Source organism: Alkalihalobacillus sp. CinArs1, from assembly GCF_947387515.1.
Lineage (GTDB): Bacteria > Bacillota > Bacilli > Bacillales > Guptibacillaceae > Guptibacillus.
Genome location: NZ_CANDOB010000002.1, coordinates 1,317,519 through 1,334,874 on the forward strand (window position 1 = coordinate 1,317,519; position 17,356 = coordinate 1,334,874).

Annotated in this window: 17 protein-coding genes; 12 read left to right on the top strand and 5 right to left on the bottom strand. The window is 40.5% G+C overall.

Translation table 11 applies throughout. The annotated features are described in order from the left end of the window. The first annotated feature begins 5 nt into the window (after window positions 1-5). Window positions 6-440 (top strand): acyl-CoA thioesterase, encoded by a 435-nt coding sequence (locus PFZ69_RS15520; RefSeq protein WP_270181952.1) that lies wholly within the window; start codon window positions 6-8, stop codon window positions 438-440. A gap of 4 nt (window positions 441-444) precedes the next feature. Further along, on the top strand, window positions 445-747 hold the full coding sequence (locus PFZ69_RS15525; protein ID WP_270181953.1) for a hypothetical protein: 303 nt from the start codon (window positions 445-447) through the stop codon (window positions 745-747). Window positions 748-783: 36 nt separating this feature from the next. On the opposite strand, the gene PFZ69_RS15530 is transcribed toward PFZ69_RS15525, so the two are convergent. After that, window positions 784-1,077, bottom strand: a complete 294-nt coding sequence (locus PFZ69_RS15530; RefSeq protein WP_270181954.1) for a HesB/YadR/YfhF family protein — start codon at window positions 1,075-1,077, stop codon at window positions 784-786. 146 nt (window positions 1,078-1,223) lie between these two features. Here PFZ69_RS15530 and PFZ69_RS15535 point away from each other — a divergent pair, with 146 nt between their 5' ends. The 4 genes from PFZ69_RS15535 to PFZ69_RS21040 all read left to right on the top strand — a co-directional run bounded on the left by PFZ69_RS15535 (window position 1,224) and on the right by PFZ69_RS21040 (window position 3,297). Then, window positions 1,224-2,147, top strand: a complete 924-nt coding sequence (locus PFZ69_RS15535) for an SGNH/GDSL hydrolase family protein (RefSeq protein WP_270181955.1) — start codon at window positions 1,224-1,226, stop codon at window positions 2,145-2,147. A 38-nt stretch (window positions 2,148-2,185) separates the two neighbouring features. After that, window positions 2,186-2,833, top strand: coding sequence for a uracil-DNA glycosylase family protein (locus PFZ69_RS15540; RefSeq protein WP_270181956.1), 648 nt, complete (start codon window positions 2,186-2,188; stop codon window positions 2,831-2,833). A 136-nt stretch (window positions 2,834-2,969) separates the two neighbouring features. Then, window positions 2,970-3,107 carry a hypothetical protein gene (locus PFZ69_RS15545; protein ID WP_270181957.1) on the top strand — a complete coding sequence of 46 codons (138 nt, stop codon included), beginning with the start codon at window positions 2,970-2,972 and terminating at the stop codon, window positions 3,105-3,107. Window positions 3,108-3,198: 91 nt separating this feature from the next. After that, window positions 3,199-3,297, top strand: a complete 99-nt coding sequence (locus PFZ69_RS21040; protein ID WP_442865174.1) for a putative holin-like toxin — start codon at window positions 3,199-3,201, stop codon at window positions 3,295-3,297. 2 nt (window positions 3,298-3,299) lie between these two features. Here PFZ69_RS21040 and PFZ69_RS15550 read toward each other — a convergent pair whose 3' ends face one another. Further along, on the bottom strand, window positions 3,300-4,175 hold the full coding sequence (locus PFZ69_RS15550; protein ID WP_270181958.1) for a helix-turn-helix domain-containing protein: 876 nt from the start codon (window positions 4,173-4,175) through the stop codon (window positions 3,300-3,302). A 168-nt stretch (window positions 4,176-4,343) separates the two neighbouring features. Here PFZ69_RS15550 and PFZ69_RS15555 point away from each other — a divergent pair, with 168 nt between their 5' ends. Beyond that, window positions 4,344-5,117, top strand: a complete 774-nt coding sequence (locus PFZ69_RS15555; protein WP_270181959.1) for an SDR family NAD(P)-dependent oxidoreductase — start codon at window positions 4,344-4,346, stop codon at window positions 5,115-5,117. A gap of 50 nt (window positions 5,118-5,167) precedes the next feature. On the opposite strand, the gene PFZ69_RS15560 is transcribed toward PFZ69_RS15555, so the two are convergent. Beyond that, complete coding sequence (locus PFZ69_RS15560; RefSeq protein WP_270181960.1) at window positions 5,168-5,725, bottom strand: hypothetical protein; 558 nt, start codon at window positions 5,723-5,725, stop codon at window positions 5,168-5,170. Window positions 5,726-5,897: 172 nt separating this feature from the next. Here PFZ69_RS15560 and dat point away from each other — a divergent pair, with 172 nt between their 5' ends. The 4 genes from dat (at window position 5,898) to PFZ69_RS15580 (ending at window position 12,899) form a co-directional block, all read left to right on the top strand. Then, entirely contained in the window at window positions 5,898-6,731 is an 834-nt protein-coding gene (gene dat, locus PFZ69_RS15565; protein ID WP_333489744.1) for a D-amino-acid transaminase, read from the top strand. A gap of 189 nt (window positions 6,732-6,920) precedes the next feature. After that, window positions 6,921-8,387 (top strand): DEAD/DEAH box helicase, encoded by a 1,467-nt coding sequence (locus PFZ69_RS15570; protein ID WP_270181961.1) that lies wholly within the window; start codon window positions 6,921-6,923, stop codon window positions 8,385-8,387. Window positions 8,388-8,497: 110 nt separating this feature from the next. Next, window positions 8,498-12,073 carry a dynamin family protein gene (locus tag PFZ69_RS15575; protein WP_270181962.1) on the top strand — a complete coding sequence of 1,192 codons (3,576 nt, stop codon included), beginning with the start codon at window positions 8,498-8,500 and terminating at the stop codon, window positions 12,071-12,073. Window positions 12,074-12,086: 13 nt separating this feature from the next. Next, the gene (locus tag PFZ69_RS15580; protein ID WP_270181963.1) at window positions 12,087-12,899 is read left to right on the top strand and encodes a sulfurtransferase; all 813 of its coding nucleotides are present in this window, start codon (window positions 12,087-12,089) and stop codon (window positions 12,897-12,899) included. 45 nt (window positions 12,900-12,944) lie between these two features. Here PFZ69_RS15580 and PFZ69_RS15585 read toward each other — a convergent pair whose 3' ends face one another. Continuing rightward, a complete protein-coding gene (locus PFZ69_RS15585) occupies window positions 12,945-14,099 on the bottom strand; it encodes an aminotransferase A (protein ID WP_270181964.1) in 1,155 nt (384 codons plus the stop codon). 307 nt (window positions 14,100-14,406) lie between these two features. Then, window positions 14,407-15,855, bottom strand: a complete 1,449-nt coding sequence (locus tag PFZ69_RS15590) for a PucR family transcriptional regulator (protein ID WP_270181965.1) — start codon at window positions 15,853-15,855, stop codon at window positions 14,407-14,409. Between the two features lie 126 nt (window positions 15,856-15,981). Between PFZ69_RS15590 and PFZ69_RS15595 the strand changes: the two genes are divergently transcribed. Continuing rightward, window positions 15,982-17,349, top strand: coding sequence for an aspartate aminotransferase family protein (locus PFZ69_RS15595; protein ID WP_270181966.1), 1,368 nt, complete (start codon window positions 15,982-15,984; stop codon window positions 17,347-17,349). Window positions 17,350-17,356 lie beyond the last annotated feature (7 nt).

Here is a 17,356-nt window from a genome sequence, read left to right on the forward strand (position 1 = left end):
ATCCAGTGTTTATATCAACTACACCAATCACTGTCCGATATGCTGAAACGGATCAGATGGGCGTTGTTTATCATGCCAACTATTTGATCTGGTTTGAGCTCGGACGAACCACTCTAATAAATGACCTCGGATTTAAATACGCTGATATGGAAGAAGAAGGGATCTTATCACCTGTCGTTGACATTGAAGCGAGCTATAAACGCCCTGTGCGTTACGGAGACGAAGTACGAGTCAAGACCTGGGTTGAACACTATGACGGAATTAGAGTCGTTTATGGGTATGAAGTGACGAAAGAAGACGATACGATTTGTGTGACAGGAAAATCGGTACATACTTGTGTGAAGAAGGAATCTTTTCGACCGATCTCGATCAAGAAACGTTTTCCGAAGTGGCATGAAGAGTATGAAAAAGTGAAAAAACCGTTGAGTAAGGAATTATAAAACGATGGCATTTGGACTTTCAAAAGAAGAATTAAAAGAATGGAAACGAAACGTTGCGAATGGAGAAGTTGCGTTTCTAACTCATTATTGGTATGACCCTCGATTTCCTCAATACAAAACTGTTACAAAGGCTGGCTGTAGAGATGTAGCTAAGTTAGTGGAGTGGGGGAAGAAGTACAATTTTAAAGGCGAATGGATCCATGATCGAGAAGGGTATCCGCATTTTGACTTATTAGGGAATGAGCAAGTGAGAGTGCTTAAGAGCGAAGGACTCATCAGCCATCTAGAAAGGTTTAAGCTGATTTGAAAACGCGAAAGCTTCATTGCTTTCGCGTTTTTTTGATCACTGCTTCCCATGTTGAAAAACGATTTCGTCTTTTTTTCTGCTGTATTTAACAGTGAAGTCAAGTTCTTCGAAAAACCAAATGTCTTTTTCTTCAACGAAAAACGTAATGCCTTCTTCTTCGGTCGATAAAGCTGGTTCAGTTGGGGCCTCAACAGTCATTCCGAGTGAGAAACCATCTTGAACGGTGCTGCATCCTCCTACGCGTACAAAAAAGCGGAGCGAATCACCTTTTTCTAATGCCATTTCACGCTTGAACCAGTTCAATGCTGGCTGGGTAATCGTTATCATCATAATTATTCCTCCTGACACTACACTACGTTACATATCTATTATAAAGATGTAATGTTATCTTGCAAAGGAATGCATCTGTTAGAATTAGTAGTTATAAGAAGATATAATAAGGGTATAGAAGGTATTGAACTGAGGAGGGCTTTAACTTGAGTAAGAAAAATATTTGGCTGATCGTTTTCCTCACCTTCGCCGGTGTCATCCTATTGAGTATCAAGCCAATCATGGAGCATAGGAGTCAGCGGCTGAATGAACTAAAACAAGCAGCTTCGATGATGGTTGTGAATGAAGTACCGAATGAAACCGTCATCTCTTCTATCGCTGAAAGAAACGAATTAGAAGAGGAAGAGGAAGCTGATTCACAAGAAAAAACGAAGGCTGCCCAAAACGAAAACGAACCTGAAGAGATAGAAGATGCTGATATAAGAATGGTTGGACTAGGGGATTCCCTTACAAAAGGAAGCGGTGATTCCACTGGTCAAGGCTATATCGGGCGTCTTTCGACGAATATAGAGAGTGACACGGATACACGCGTTTCAGTCCAAAATTACGCAGTACATGGTAGACGAACACCAAAATTATACAAAATTCTTTTCGAAGAAGAAGTTGAGAATGCAGTGAGCGACGCTGATGTTATTTTGATGAGTATTGGCGGGAACGATTTGATGAAAGTCGTGAGAGAACATTTCTTAGACTTACAGATGGCAGATTTTCAAAGAGAGCAGTCTTCCTATGTCGATCGTCTTGATAAGATCATGAATCGCATTCGTTCTTTGAATAGCGATGCACCGATTATTTTCATCGGACTTTATAACCCTTTATTAGAGAGTTTCCAATCAATAACTGAGATCGATCAAATCGTTCAAAGGTGGAATGGCATAACACAGACCACTGTAGAAAAAGATGAGAACACAACGTTTGTGCCTGTTTATGAACTTTTCAATTCAGTTGATGAAAATCTGTTCTTTGAGGATCAGTTCCATCCAAACGACGATGGCTATGAATTGATGGCACGACAAATTCAATATCACTTAAATCAAAGTGACATCATGGATGATATCCCGATCGAATGAAGAGCACCTATAAGATATGAACAAAGGCAGTGGTTAACTTGGATAAACAATATGAAGAAGAATATAATCGATTAGCTGAGCGTTATTGTGTTGAGCCATTCATCACACCTAAATCTAGGTTGATTTTCATTCTAGAATCACCTCATGTTGCGGAGGTTAAGAATGGGGTTCCTGTAGCTGGAGCTTCAGGTGCTACGATGGCAAAAAAGCTATTCGGTCAGGAATACAACAAGCCGCTAGGATTATTGTTAAAAAAGCATGAAGAGGATGACGTCGATCGGCCTTCACTAGATACGATCGGATTGTTGAACGTATGCAACATCCCGATGCAGAAGCGTCCCTATCATCAAAATGACATCGAATCTGCTGCGGATTTATTAGAACGATTAGAAACAATTCGAAAATATAACCATAAGGATACTTTTAAAGAAGAAGAGCTCAATATCGTTCAATCGTTCATACTTCATAAGTTTAGGGAGCGTCTTGCTGCTTTATTAGATAAAGAAGTGACATTAGTACCGTGCGGGAGATTCGCGCAAAAGTTCTTCCGTCTCGCAAACGTTTCTAGCGAAAATTGGACGGTTATCGAAGATGTACCACATCCATCTTATAATTCATGGAGTCGAGAGCGCTATCAAGAGCCTGTTTCACAGGTGATCGAAGCATTAAATCGTCATAAAGTATAAGTAAGTTTATTGAAATGATCCAAAAGCCTTATCCTAAGAAGGATAAGGCTTTTTAGTTATGTCCAAGCATAGAATAGGACAAACGCATAATTTTTCCCAAACCTGTAATATAAGTGTAACAAAGGGGGGTGAAGTGATGAAAAGATGGTCATTAATGCTACTCGTTTCCATCGTTTTATTAGGTGGCTATGCGATTGCTCCAGTAGAATCGAATGAAATGGCTCAAGGGGTTATGGTTCAACTCGATGAAGACGATCTACCATACTGTCACTAATTAATGAAAAGGGGTCTTTCACGTGTGTGCAAAAATGAAATACGATCGTAGAAAAATGAATAGTCCATAGCCTCATACGAAAGGAGGTAGCATGATGGAAGAGCTAATGTTATTCATCACTGCTGGTTTATTCTTTGTATCATTGTTTAACTTTATTGTGATTTTAATAGAAAAAACGAAGCATAAATAGGGTTAGCACCCAATCTTTTTAACAAACGTCTCGACGTGTTCTTTATAGGGTGTATTTTCTTCTAATTGAAAAATGGTGGATGAGGTGGACAAGTATGTTTGTGCAAGATCCTTGTTCCCAAGAAGGTGATGTAGCTTTCCACATTGAAAGGTGAGCTCACCAAATAAATAAAACCGCTGTTTCTCTCGACAAATTTGCACGCCATCTTTCGCAATTGAGAGCGATTTTTCGTAATCACCGGTAGAGGAAAGAGCTTTAGAATAATTATAGTATAGTCTGATCTCAATCGTCTCATCGTTGATGATAGGGTAAAAGCGAACATGATAGAATGCTTTCTTATACAAAGGAAGCGCTTGATCCCATTCTTTTTCTTCACAGTGTAAAATCGCCATACTGATTAATATTTCTATTTCTCTCTCAGAAAAATTTTTCGAGGTGGTTGCAGTTAATAGAAGGGCGTCCTTAAGTAACTGGAATGAACTGTGAGGATCATGCTCGATATAATAGTGGCAGATCGCCTTATGCCACAACAAAAACTGACGATTTTTAATCGTAGAAAAGAGAGGGTTGTTTTGTTCATCAGAGAGGATTTCAGCGACGGTATGATACTCACGGTTCTTAATGTGTCGCCTTACCTGACGACATACTTCGTTCACATAATCCAGGCGAGGCGTTTCTATCATATTAAAAAAGTAGTTGATGTCTACTCCTAGTCTAGATGCTAGGTGATAGAGAAGTTCTGCTGACGGTGAAACGTCACTGTTTTCAATCTGACTGATCAATGCTTGAGTACAGATGCCATCTGCTAAATCAGCCTGCGATAGCCCAAGGTACATTCGAAGTTCACGTAAGGAAGTTCCGAGTGTATCCTGTCGCATCTGCTATCCCCCTTTTAGTTTGATTATATCACAAGGAAATATTATCCATACATAATCTTTTTGTTTTGATTACCATAACAACATTATGTTAATTAAATAGTTGCAGGAAGTTCGCCCGATATCTAGAAGAAATTCATGTGACACAATTTTTACAAGGGGTGGGCTTTGGTGAATTATTTACCTTCATTCGAATTGACAGATCAAGTAGTAGTAGTAACAGGAGGAGGAAAAGGGATTGGAAGAGCCGTTGCGATCGGTGCGGCTGAAGCAGGTGCAGATGTTGCAATCCTTGCTAGAACTTCTTCTGATATTCAAGAAACGGCAGGTTTGATCAGAGATAAGGGGAGAAAGGCTTATCCGATTCAAACAGATATAACGAGCAAACAAGAAATTGAAGAAGCGGTGTCGCAGATTTATCAAGAAGCTGGGAAGATCAATGTATTGATTAATAACGCTGGCATGAATATCCGATCGAAAGCTTCAGACGTAACGGAAAATGAATGGAATAAGATTTTCCAAACGAACCTTCAGGGGGCGTTTTTTATGTCGCAAGCATGCGCAGCCATCATGAGGGAACATGGGGGAGGTAAGATAATCAATGTTTCCTCAGTTGCAGGACATGTAGCTCTTCGTACGGGTGTTGTGTATGCTGCAACGAAAGCGGGCATGATACAAATGACGAAGAATTTAGCGCTAGAGTGGGCAGAAGATCGTATTTCAGTAAATGCGATCGGTCCTTGGTATTTCAGAACACCACTAACGGATCAATTGCTTGAGAATAAGGAATATCTTGAAGATATCTTATCAAGAACACCGATGAATAGAGTAGGAGAATTGAAGGATCTTGTCGGAGCTGCCGTGTTTTTGTCCTCTGAAGCGTCGGACTATATGACGGGGCAAACACTATTTGTAGATGGCGGCATGACGATCTATGGATTTTGATCTATATGAAGTCAATATAAAAAACCGTTACAGAGTAACGGTTTTTTATATTAGTCAGCTACTTCTGCAGAGATGCTTGGAGCTGTAAGTCCAGCGTCTTCGTAAACTGTTGCTAACTTTTCTTCAGCTGAAGCGAATAGGTTATCTGATTCTTCATAAACATAACCAGCTTCATCAGATAGGTTTGATGCTTTTGTTTCATATGCTTTTGCAAGATCTTCTAGAGCGGCTTCAAGGTCACTCTTGTGAGCTTCAAGTTCAGCTGGAATTTCCATGCCACGAATATCTTCAGCGATCGTGTTTGCAGCAGTTTTTGCTTCTTCTTTCATCGTTGCAAGCTCTTCATCAGATGGCTTTTCTTCTTGCGCTTTAGCAGCTTCAAAAGCGGCGATCGGTGCATCTTTTTCATTGATCATACCTGTAAGGTTCATTTGGAAATCAAGTAATGCACCTTTAACATCAGTTTGATCACCATTTTCTTCAGAGCTAGCTTGCTCGTTGTTCTGGCCGTTATTCTCAGAAGCATTTTCGTTAGCGCCATTACCATTGCTACAAGCTGCTGCGAATACTAGAACCAGAAGCATAGTTAGAGATAAAACCTTTTTCATCCGTGTAACCTCCTGAAATGTTAGAATGTTCTCTACAGATACAAATACTAGTCTAATAGCCACAATTTGTAAATAGATAATTTGTATTAAAATTAAAAAGTGTGTTTATACTTTCGACACAAAGAATATGTTAAGGTGAAATGGTATATATGTTAGACGGGAGTGGATTAACATGATTCTATTAAATGATGAAATAATATCAAAAGAAAACGCTTCTATTAATATAGAAGATAGAGGATATCAATTCGGTGACGGTGTCTATGAAGTGATACGAATCTATGATGGCTGCTTCTTTGAATTAGAAGGTCATTTTGAGCGATTAGTAAGAAGTGCCAAGGAAATTCATATTGATCTGCCTTTCGACCAAGCAACGTTCACTAAGAAAGTGAATGAGCTAGTCGAACGGAATAACGTTTCGAATGGACACCTCTATATGCAAGTTTCTCGAGGCGTCGCACCTCGTAATCATCCATTCCCTTCAAAAGCTGAACCTGTGGTAGTGGCATATACCAAAGAATATGAAAGTAATGAAACACCTCCACCTGGGAAGGCCATGTTCACAGAAGATATTAGATGGCTGCGCTGTGATATTAAAAGCTTAAACTTGCTAGGGAATGTACTAGCAAAAGAAGAGTCCAAAAAACAAGGGTTTGATGAGGCGATCTTCCATAGAGGAGAAATCGTGACAGAGGGAAGTTCTACGAATGTATTCATGGTGAAGGATAGCGTTCTTTACACGCACCCTGCTAATCAATTCATCCTTGATGGCATTACGAGAAGAGCAATCTTACGTGCTGCAGAGGATTCTGGGATCACCACTGTTGAAAAAGCGTTCAGTAAGTCACAACTACTTGAAAGCGATGAAGTTTTTATCTCGAGTACAACACAGGAAGTTAGACCTATTATCGAAGTGAGTGGTAATCAAATCGGATCAGGAACCATGGGGGATGTAACCGCTCTCCTGCAAAAGGAATTCAAAAAACGACTTCCGAAAGCCGATTCATAAATGTAAAATATTTTTTTCTCGCAGTTGAATTTTTAATGCGATAGTGGTACTGTTAATTAGCGCTATATGTGAATGAAGAATTGCTTGTTTAGAGCATTTTCCAACATAAGGAAAATGCTCTTTTTAAAAATGATGTGGAGAGCATTCTCCAGTTTATAGCATTTAAATGTAAAAAGGAGTTTTTATACGTTGAAAAAATTTCAAGACCTTGGATTAAGTAATACAATACTCGAAGCTTTAAATCAGATGGGCTTCGAAGAAACGACACCAATTCAAGCTGGTACGATTCCTCTAGGACTACAGAATAAAGATGTAATCGGACAGGCTCAAACGGGTACGGGTAAAACTGCAGCGTTTGGTATTCCGATGATCGAGAAAATCGATACATCTCTATCACATGTACAGGGAATCGTGCTTGCACCTACTCGTGAGCTTGCTGTACAGGTAGCTGAAGAATTGAATCGTATCGGCCAAGCAAAGGGTGTACGTGCGCTTCCGATCTACGGTGGTCAGAGTATCGGTCATCAGATCAAAGCCCTTAAAAAGCGCCCTCAACTCGTTGTAGCAACACCAGGACGCCTAATCGATCATATGGAACGTAAGACGATCCGTCTTCAAGAAGTTTCCTTCGTTGTCCTTGACGAAGCAGATGAAATGCTTAACATGGGCTTCATCGAAGATATCGAAAAAATTCTTAAAGGTGTTCCTGAACAGCGTCAAACGCTTCTATTCTCAGCGACGATGCCTAAGCGTATCGCGATCCTTGCAGAGAAGTTCATGACGAACCCTGAGACGGTTAGAACGAAATCAAAGGAAATGACTGTTCCTCAAATCGATCAGCATTACTACGATGTACGTGAACCGAAGAAATTCGATCTACTTTGTCGTCTTCTTGATATTCAGGCTCCTGAGCTAGCAATCGTTTTCGGTAGAACGAAAAAACGTGTTGATGAAGTAGCGGAAGGCCTTAAGAAACGTGGCTATATGGCAGAAGGCATCCATGGTGATCTTCCTCAAGGCAAACGTGACCAGGTGATCAAACAGTTTAAAGACGGTACCATCGATATCATGGTAGCAACAGACGTGGCTGCTCGTGGTCTTGATATCAGCGGAGTTACACACGTTTATAACTTCGATATTCCTCAAGACCCAGAAAGCTATGTTCACCGTATCGGTAGAACAGGACGTGCTGGTAAGTCCGGTCTAGCTTCAACATTTATCACGCATCGTGAATACGATCACCTTAAGACGATCGAAAAGATCACGAAGCGTTCGATGCAAAAGCGTTCGATTCCAAGCTTTGCTGAAGCGATGGAAGGGCAGCAGCAGTCTGCTATCCAACAGCTTCAAAGCACGATCGAAGAACAAGATCACAGTGGATATCGTTCTTCAGCTGAGCAGCTTCTAGACGATCACGATCCAGTAACGCTCGTATCTGCAGCTCTTAAGCTTCTAACTAGAGAACCAGATACAACGCCAGTTAAAATTACAGACATCGCACCTCTACGTGCGAAGAAAAGCCATGGCCGAGGTGGTGGTGGCGGCCGCGACCGTCGTAACCGCAACGACCGCGGTGGACGTAAAGGAAACTACCGTCAAGACCGTAGTTCAGGTGCAAAGCGCCGTAAGTTTAACGACAAAAAGAAAAATTCTTAATTATCATAGCCGGGGCCTTTCCCGGCTTTTTTTCATATATAAATACTGGGAAAAACCATTTGAAAACGTTATCCTTATAGAGACACTACTTTGAAAGGCAGCGGAACGATATGAAAAACAGTCAGCAGACAGTACAACTAAAAAATACAGAATTACTGATAAAGAGGCTAGCACTAATCAAAAACGAGTTGGATTCTAAAGAAGTTTCTAAAATCGAACAGCTAATTGCGAAGCTTGAGAGTAGAGAGCAGCACTTTTTATTTTCTGGTCATTTCTCTGCTGGAAAGTCTACTTTAATCAACTCATTATTCGATCGAGATCTACTACCATCGAGTCCGATACCTGCTAGTGCAAACACAGTAAGGGTGAGAAGTGGAGAAGAGGGTGCAGCCGTAGATTTCTTTAATGGCAAAAGAATGGTGTTTCAAGCACCATACAATATTGACACAGTAAAAAACTACTGTCTGAACGGTGATGAAGTGGCTCAAGTCGAGTTGAGTGCTCCGTCGTCTTTTCTTGAAGAGGACGTCATTCTTATCGATACGCCAGGAATCGATTCAACGGATGAGGCGCACCGATTAGCGACTGAGAATTCAATGTATGTAGCTGATGTTGTGTTTTATGTAATGGATTACAACCATGTTCAATCTGAAGTGAACTATCAATTCATTCGTGAGCTCCATCGTCAGAAAAAGAAAATTATTTTAATCGTCAATCAAATCGATAAACACAAAGAATCAGAGTTATCCTTTAGCGCGTTTAAGAAGTCTGTAGCTTCTTCTTTTCAAGCTTGGGGCATGACGTTAGAGTCCTTCTTCTTCATCTCACTCAGGGACCGTTCTCACCCACATAACCAGTTTGAGCAACTGAAGGTGTATATTGAAGGACTTGCAAAAAAATCAAAAGAAGACAAGGTTCTGAGCGTATACGAGTCTGCCCAATCATTGATTAACGAAGTGACGACGGTTCATCCAGAAGATGATGAAGTGAGCGACGCTGTGTCTGCTATGTCAAAAGCAATCGCATCACAAAAAGAAAGAATTGCTCAAATGCAGGCAACTTTCGATTCTGAGGCAACAAACATTACGAAGGGTGCTATGTTGATGCCTTATGAGGTAAGAGAGGCAGGAAGGGCATACCTCGAATCCATACAGCCGGGCTTCAAAGTTGGATTGATTTTCCGCGATAAAAAAACGGAGCAAGAAAGAGAACAGCGGCACGATGTTTTCGTAGAGAAACTAAAAGAACAGGTCAAGTCTCAATTAGAATGGCATTTTCAACAGTTGCTACTTTCACTAGAAGAAGAGGCAGGAATGGTTCAGAAGAATGAATTAGCTGACTATGCCGTTTCGGTTGATTACGCGATTGTGAAGCATGAAGCTGAAAAAGGTACAGGAGCAACTGGCGAGGCTGTTTTACACTTCACAGAGAATATATCAAACAGGTTGAAGTCTCAGGTCAAAGGACAATCAGAACGAAAAAAAGACGCTCTTATAGAGAAATTAGAGAAAGAATTGCAAAATTTTCAAGAAGAAGAGAAAGAGAAATTCTCTAATGCAGTAGGTAAAGAACGAGCGAAGGAATATTTCAAGTTAGTGAATGAAGCGTCCAAAACGAAAGAAGGATTGGAAGATCTATTAACAGGGAAACGCGATTCAGAAGCTAAAGGAATCGATATGGAAGAGCTTCTTGAGCTTCCTAAAAAAGAGGTAATTTATGTAGAACCTGATCACTCGACTGAATCTATAAAAAGAACGCATGTAGAGAGAAAAAAAACGATTGCCGATACCAGCTCTCATGATGATCTACCGTCTAGAAAAGAAACCGTCACAGCATTGAATAAGGCTGCCGAGATAATCGAAGACGTTCCTGGACTTACTCAAAGTCGTCGTTCACTGCTGTCAAGAGCGGATAAGCTTGAGCACAAATCGTACACGGTTGCTCTCTTTGGGGCGTTTAGCGCTGGTAAATCTTCATTTGCTAATGCGCTGATCGGTGAGAGAGTTCTTCCTTCATCTCCAAATCCTACGACGGCAACTCTAAACAGAGTATGTCCCGTAAGCCCTGACCACGTGCACGAAACAGCTGATGTGTTTTATAAAACTGAGGAAGAACTGCTAAAAGATATTCAGCATTCACTTGCGTTCTTCGGTGAGAAAACTTTCTCGATTGAAGATAGTTTACGCTTAATTGAGAGTGGAAAAATATTCGCAAGAGAATCATCAGATACAAAACCACACGCATTGTTTTTAAGAGCGGTTTTAGAAGGTAAATCACAGCTTGATTATTTAGGAAAACGTCGTACTGTTGCGATAGAAGAGTACAAAGATTTAGTTGTTAACGAATCTAGAGCTTGTTTTATCGCTTCCATCTCCTTATATCATGACAACGCTCTTACTAGAAAAGGAATCACTCTAGTCGATACGCCAGGGGCTGACTCGATCAATGCGAGGCATACAGGGGTTGCTTTTCAATACATCAAGGAAGCAGATGCGATTCTCTATGTTACCTATTATAATCACGCATTTTCAAAGGCTGACAGAGAGTTTCTCATCCAGCTCGGTAGAGTTAAAGACGTTTTTGAAATGGATAAGATGTTCTTCTTGTTGAATGCGGCAGACCTTGCAAAAGATAGTGAGGAACTTTCGATTGTTGAAGAACATGTTGAGGACCAACTTGCTCAATACGGGATACGACAGCCTACGCTATTTCCAGTATCGAGTTTAGTTGCCATGACCGATGAAGCTGGCGTTTCAACACTTCCGGACGTATTGCAAGAAAAGGGCGGTGTGAAACGGTTTGAAGATCGTTTCTATACGTTCATTGAGTCTGATCTATCGAAAATGGCAATCCAGTCGAACTGGAGTGAGCTTAACCGAATGATTGTGATGCTTGAATCATGGTTAACGAATTTTGATAGTAATAGTGTTGAGAAGGAAGAGGATATCGAGCGGTTAAAAACAGCGAAGTCGAATGCGGTCAAGAAGATAAATGAGTATTCTGTTAAGTCTACAGAAAGTAAGATCAAACAAGAAATTGAAGAGCTAATTCATTATATTCCTCAACGTCTTTTTTATCGGTTTGGTGATTTTTACAAGGAAGCATTTAACCCGTCCATGCTTACTAGAAAAGAGGGGTTAGGTAAAGCGATAAACGACCTTATAGGGGACTTAGAAAAAGATTTGATTCAAGAAATGAGAGCAGCTTCACTAAGGATGGACTATTTTATTCAACATGAATTGAAATCAAATCATCGAGAATTATTCAATTTGATCAACAAAGAGTTGCCAGATTTCTTAAGTGAAATGGATAAAATTGAGGAGATGGAAACTCCAGAATTTACAGCTTCTTTAAAAAAATGGATTTCTAGTGAAGAACTAGTGAAGACTGCTCGGTCAGAATATAAAAGTTCAAAGCAGTTCTTTGAACAACAAGGTAGTGCAAACCTGCAAACAAAACTCTCAGCTCTTCTAGAGGAGCCGCTGAAACGATATGTGGAACGTATTAAAGAAAGTTTAGAAAGCAAGGCTCATCGCTTTTATGATCAGCAAGTGATCAATGTAAGAAAAAACATCGAGAAGAGTGTAGATCAGTTTGTAGAGTCTCAAATCGAAATGAAAATGAGCTCTATTGAGAAAAAGCAGCTTGCAAGTAAGATCAACGAACTTAAGTACCTAGCAAAGTAGAGGAGGGAGACAGATGAACAATATTGTATCAGTTGACTGGTTAAAGAAAAACCTCGGTGATGAAGATACTATAGTAGTAGACTGCCAATATGATTTATCTGACAAAGAAAGTGGGTACAACGCATACCTTAATGGACATATCCCTGGTGCTCGTTATGCAGATCTAGAGAAGGATCTATCAGGACCAGTAAAAAAGCATGGCGGTAGGCACCCCCTCCCGAACAGGGACAAGCTACAGGCTGCATTAGAAAAGCTTGGAATCAACGAGAACTCAAACGTAATTGCATATGACAGACAAATGGGCGCTATGGCTTCAAGGTTATGGTGGCTACTTGGCTACGCTGGTCATACGAATCGAGCAGTTCTCGATGGTGGAATTAAAGCATGGGAAGATGCTGGATATGGACTTGAATCGGAAGAAGTAGAAGTGAAGCGTACCGCATACCCTATTACACTTAATGAGGAAATGATCGTTACGATGGAAGAGGTAAGAGACGCAATCAAACGAGGAGAAAAAATCATCGATTCGAGAGCGGAAGAAAGGTATTTAGGACAAAATGAACCGATCGATAATCGAGCTGGTCATATCCCAACTGCGACGAACCTGTTTTGGAAAAACCACTTAAATTCAGATCATACGTGGAAAGACAAAGAGAGTAGGGGAGGGGTAACGAAAGAAAATAATGCCCCGATCATCTACTGTGGCTCAGGTGTAACCGCTTGTGTGAACCTACTGGCCTATCACGATGCAGGAATTGACGCAAAGCTTTATCCCGGCAGTTTTAGTGACTGGATTAGCTATGAAGACAATCCTATCGAACCGTAAAAAAAATGCGAGTCCTGATTCAACAATCAGGACTCGTTTTTTATTTTACAACTTAGAGAGGAATGACTCGAGACGATCCATGCCTTCTTTTAGAATTTCCATATCGTATGCGAACGAAATCCTCACATAGCCTTCACCATATGCTGAAAACGCGCTTCCTGGGACTACAGCAACGTTTCCTTCCTTTGCAAGCTTCATAGCGAAGTCAAAGGAAGACATGCCAAATTGTTCGATCGATGGGAGGATATAAAAAGCGCCATCAGGCTTAACAGGAGAGAGGCCCATGTCTACAAGTCTGTTAAACACATAGTTCATTCGGTTTTCATATTCTGTCCTCATTGGAATGGCATCTGTTGCCCCATGCTCGAGAGCTTCTAATGCAGCATGCTGTGATACGGAAGAAGCACACGAAACGTTGTACTGATGAACCTTTAAAATATGCTTTGCGATATTCGCTGGGGCGAATAGGAAACCGATTCGCCACCCGGTCATTGAGTGTGATTTAGATAATCCGTTGATGACGATTGTCTTATCTCGCATCCCTTCAAATTGTGCGATCGAGGTATGCTTTCCGGAAAATGCTAACTCTGAATAAATTTCATCAGATAAAACAAAGATCTCCTTATCTTTCAGTAACTCGGATAGATCAGCTAATTCTTGCTCAGAAAGAGCTACGCCTGTCGGATTTGAAGGCGAAGGAAGAATGATGCATGTTGTTTTTGGAGTCAAAGATTTTTCAATTAAGTCACGTGTAAGCTTAAAGTCATTCTGTCTTGTATCGATATGAACAGGTGTTGCTCCACAGAGTGTAATGATCGGCTCATACCCTGGGTACACAGGTCCAGGCAATAGAACTTCTGAGCCTTCCGTTAGAATCGTACGTAACGTTATGTCTATAGCTTGGCTCGCTCCTGAAGTTGTAATGATCTCATGATTTGGATCATAAGATAAGCCATATTTTGATTGGACAAAATGTCCAACTGCTTTCCGTAACTCGATCATACCAGCATTGTGTGTATACGTAGTTTTATTGTTATCGATTGCAACTTTCGCAGCATCTTTAATGTGCTCTGGAGTATGAAAGTCTGGCTGACCGATCGTGAGTGAAATCATGTCTTTGTAATCAGCAACCATATTAAAGAATTGTCTTATACCTGATATTTCAATTGATTTTACTTTTGGGTTGAGGAGGTGTTCCATAGTCGCGTCTTCCTTTCAGAGAACAATATAAACATAATTGTAGCATAGTTTTATTGGTATCGTCGAAATGGACTGAATCGATCCTTTTTTCCACAATCCCCTTTTTTCTCACCTGTTGATAAATGGAGGAATCCTTAGTATGATAAGCTTTCTGACACTTATCAACAGGTGAAACCATATACCCTATAGAGGTATTTTTGAAAGTTTAGGGGGTATCATGGTCGGTGAGTAATTACCCACAGAATTCTGTGGATAACCAATTTTCTGACGATAATAAAAAGTCCGCACGCTCGAATGCGTGCGGACTTTAATTTGAAAGAATACGGTCGGTTAGATAAGCTAACAGTGCGATTTGAATGTGAATGCGAAGCTCGTAGGAATAAATGTTGATACCGGTTAATTTCTCAAGCTGTTTGATTCGATAGTTTAATGTGTGGCGATGAACAAAAAGTTTTTCTGCGGTTCGATTGATGACGAGATTGTTTTCAAGAAACGTCTCAAGTGTTTTAAGAAGTTCTGACTGATGTTTTTCATCATAATGGATAATTGGAAGCAAAAGAGGTTCGTAGTACGTTTTGAGGTCTACGCCATTGTCTTTTAGCTGTATAAACATTTGATACGCGCCAAGTTCTTCATACATTACGATTGGATTACCTTTATACTTTGAGAATAAATGAGCGGCATAAGCTTCTTTGAGTGCCTTGTCGAGATCATGAATTCCGACGACGTAGGAGCTGATACCAGAAGAAGAGCTCTGAGTTTGAAATGCATCGATGTCAGTTAAATCTCCTGTGAGTAAAAGTATAAGGTGATCGATTTTCCTTTTTGCAATGCCTTTTGTCTTGGTTATAAGCCGTTCGTGAACGAACTTTTCTAGGTGTTCGAGGTTATTTGAGGAGATGATGACGATTCGATTCTTTCCTTCGAAATCAAATCCTAATTCATTGCTTTTCTTTAGGATGGCTTCTTCACTTTCATAGTTCTTTGTAAGCAATATATCTAAGAAATCAGCTTGAATTTGAACTTTCGTATCATGAATAATTTGTAGTTTTTGAAATTCGATTGCAAAGATCGGGATAGCTTGCTCTAACGCTAGGCGGTCTAAAGGTGAGATGTCACCTTCTTTTTGAATCACCATCTTACCGATGACCCGTCCATCTCCTCTTATATGATACGTCTCCTCTACGTGAATTTTTCTATGAACGAGTGATGAACTTGCTAATAGGTTTTGATCTTTATCATATAAGAACACATTTCCGTTGATAAGCTTCGATAGAGATCGTGAAATGACAGAAAGTCCCACGTTTTTTAAAACGAGTGAAGTTAAATCTTCTTGTATTCGCTGCGTATATGCGAGCATAGAAAGCTGTTTGTTAACGAGCTGTTCGAGGATACTCCTCGTCACAGTTGAAAAGTTCATCGTTCTAGGTATCTCGAGTAAAGGTAGCCCCGTACGATTAGCAGCTTCGATCATACTAGTTGGAATCACATCGAGATAGAAGCCAGTATGAATGGCGAGTGCTGATAGTTTCCTGCTCGCTAGCGTATCGATTAAATCTGAATAAAATCCTTCTGCTTCATGCCAACCATACGCTGTTGTAATTAAAAACTCACCTTCATGTAAGCGTGAAACATCCTCCATCACTTCTACAATCGTGATCCATTTAATGTTATTGTGAAGCCCCTGTTTTCCTGCGATCAATTTTATTTCTTTCATCTCTGGTAATTGAAGCGCTTCATATACTGTGATCGACATGGATGTCCCCCCATTCTCTTATCCAAATCGTACAATAAAGTCAGAATTTTTTGTATAAAAAGTAGATAGAAAATTCCTGTATTTCATCATAGGCTAATAATAAAAAGAAAAAGGGGAAGTGATTTTATGAATAGAACTCATTTAATCAAACCACTTCTCGGATTGGACTATGGGGTCATTTCTCACGGTCAGGGAATTTACTTGTATGACGAAGATGGCAATACGTTTATAGACGGTTCTTCTGGTGCCATAACTGCGAACTTAGGTCATGGCGTTAAGGAAATCAATGAAGCGATGACCAAGCAAGCTGAGAAAGTATCGTTTGTTTACCGTTCACAGTTCACTAGTCGTCCCGCTGAAGAATTAGCCGAAAAATTATGCAACTCAGCACCTGGGGATTTAAATTATATCTTCTTTGTAAATAGTGGTTCTGAAGCGATGGAAACAGCACTGAAAATCGCTGTTCAATTTTGGCAGGAGCAAGGGAGGCCTACAAAGAACAGAGTAATATCAAGATGGATGAGCTACCATGGGATTACGATGGGCGCATTATCGATGTCAGGACATGTGATACGTAGAAGTCGCTTTTCTTCCATGCTAGAACATTACCCATCTCTCTCTCCGCCTTATTGCTATCGATGTACGTTTGAGGGGAAGTGCCCGAACTGCTCGGAACTTTATGCGGCAGAATTTGAACAAACAATTCAGAGACTCGGTGCTGATACGATCGCAGCATTTGTTTGTGAGCCAGTGATCGGCGCAGCCGGAGGAGCCGTTGTGCCACCTGATCACTATTTTAAAGCGATGAAAAAAGTTTGTGATCGCTATGATATTTTATTTATCGCTGATGAAGTAATGACTGGACTTGGGAGAACAGGAAAGATGTATGCGATGGAACACTGGGGCGTTCAACCTGACATCATCGCATTAGGGAAGGGAATGAGTGCCGGATTTACACCTATGGCAGGAACGTTAGTATCAGACCGAATCATCGAAACGATCTATAATGGGTCGAAGATTGTCCTGAGTGGTCATACGTTTAGCGCGAATCCCTTATCATCGGCAGTTTGTCTAGCGGTCTTTGACTATTTAGAACGTAACAACGTCATCAAAAATGTTGAACAACAAGGTGACCATCTTATGAAAGGATTAGTGAAGCTCAAATCCTTTTTTCCAATCATAGGAGATGTAAGAGGAAAGGGTCTACTCACAGGCATAGAACTTGTGAAAGATACGATATCAAAAGAACCGTTCCCACTTGAACATCAAATAACCAATAGGTTGATCAGTCATTGCTACGATGCTGGGTTACTCGTCTACACTGCTGCAGGAGGACTAAACGGATCAGCAGGCGATGCAATTCTCGTTGCACCACCCCTCATCATAAACGAAAAAGAAATAGACTTGGTACTCGATAAACTTTATAAAGGATTCACGAGTTTAATGAAAGAATTGATGGATCAGGGACTATATGAAGCAAGATCGATCAGTTGATAAAGGG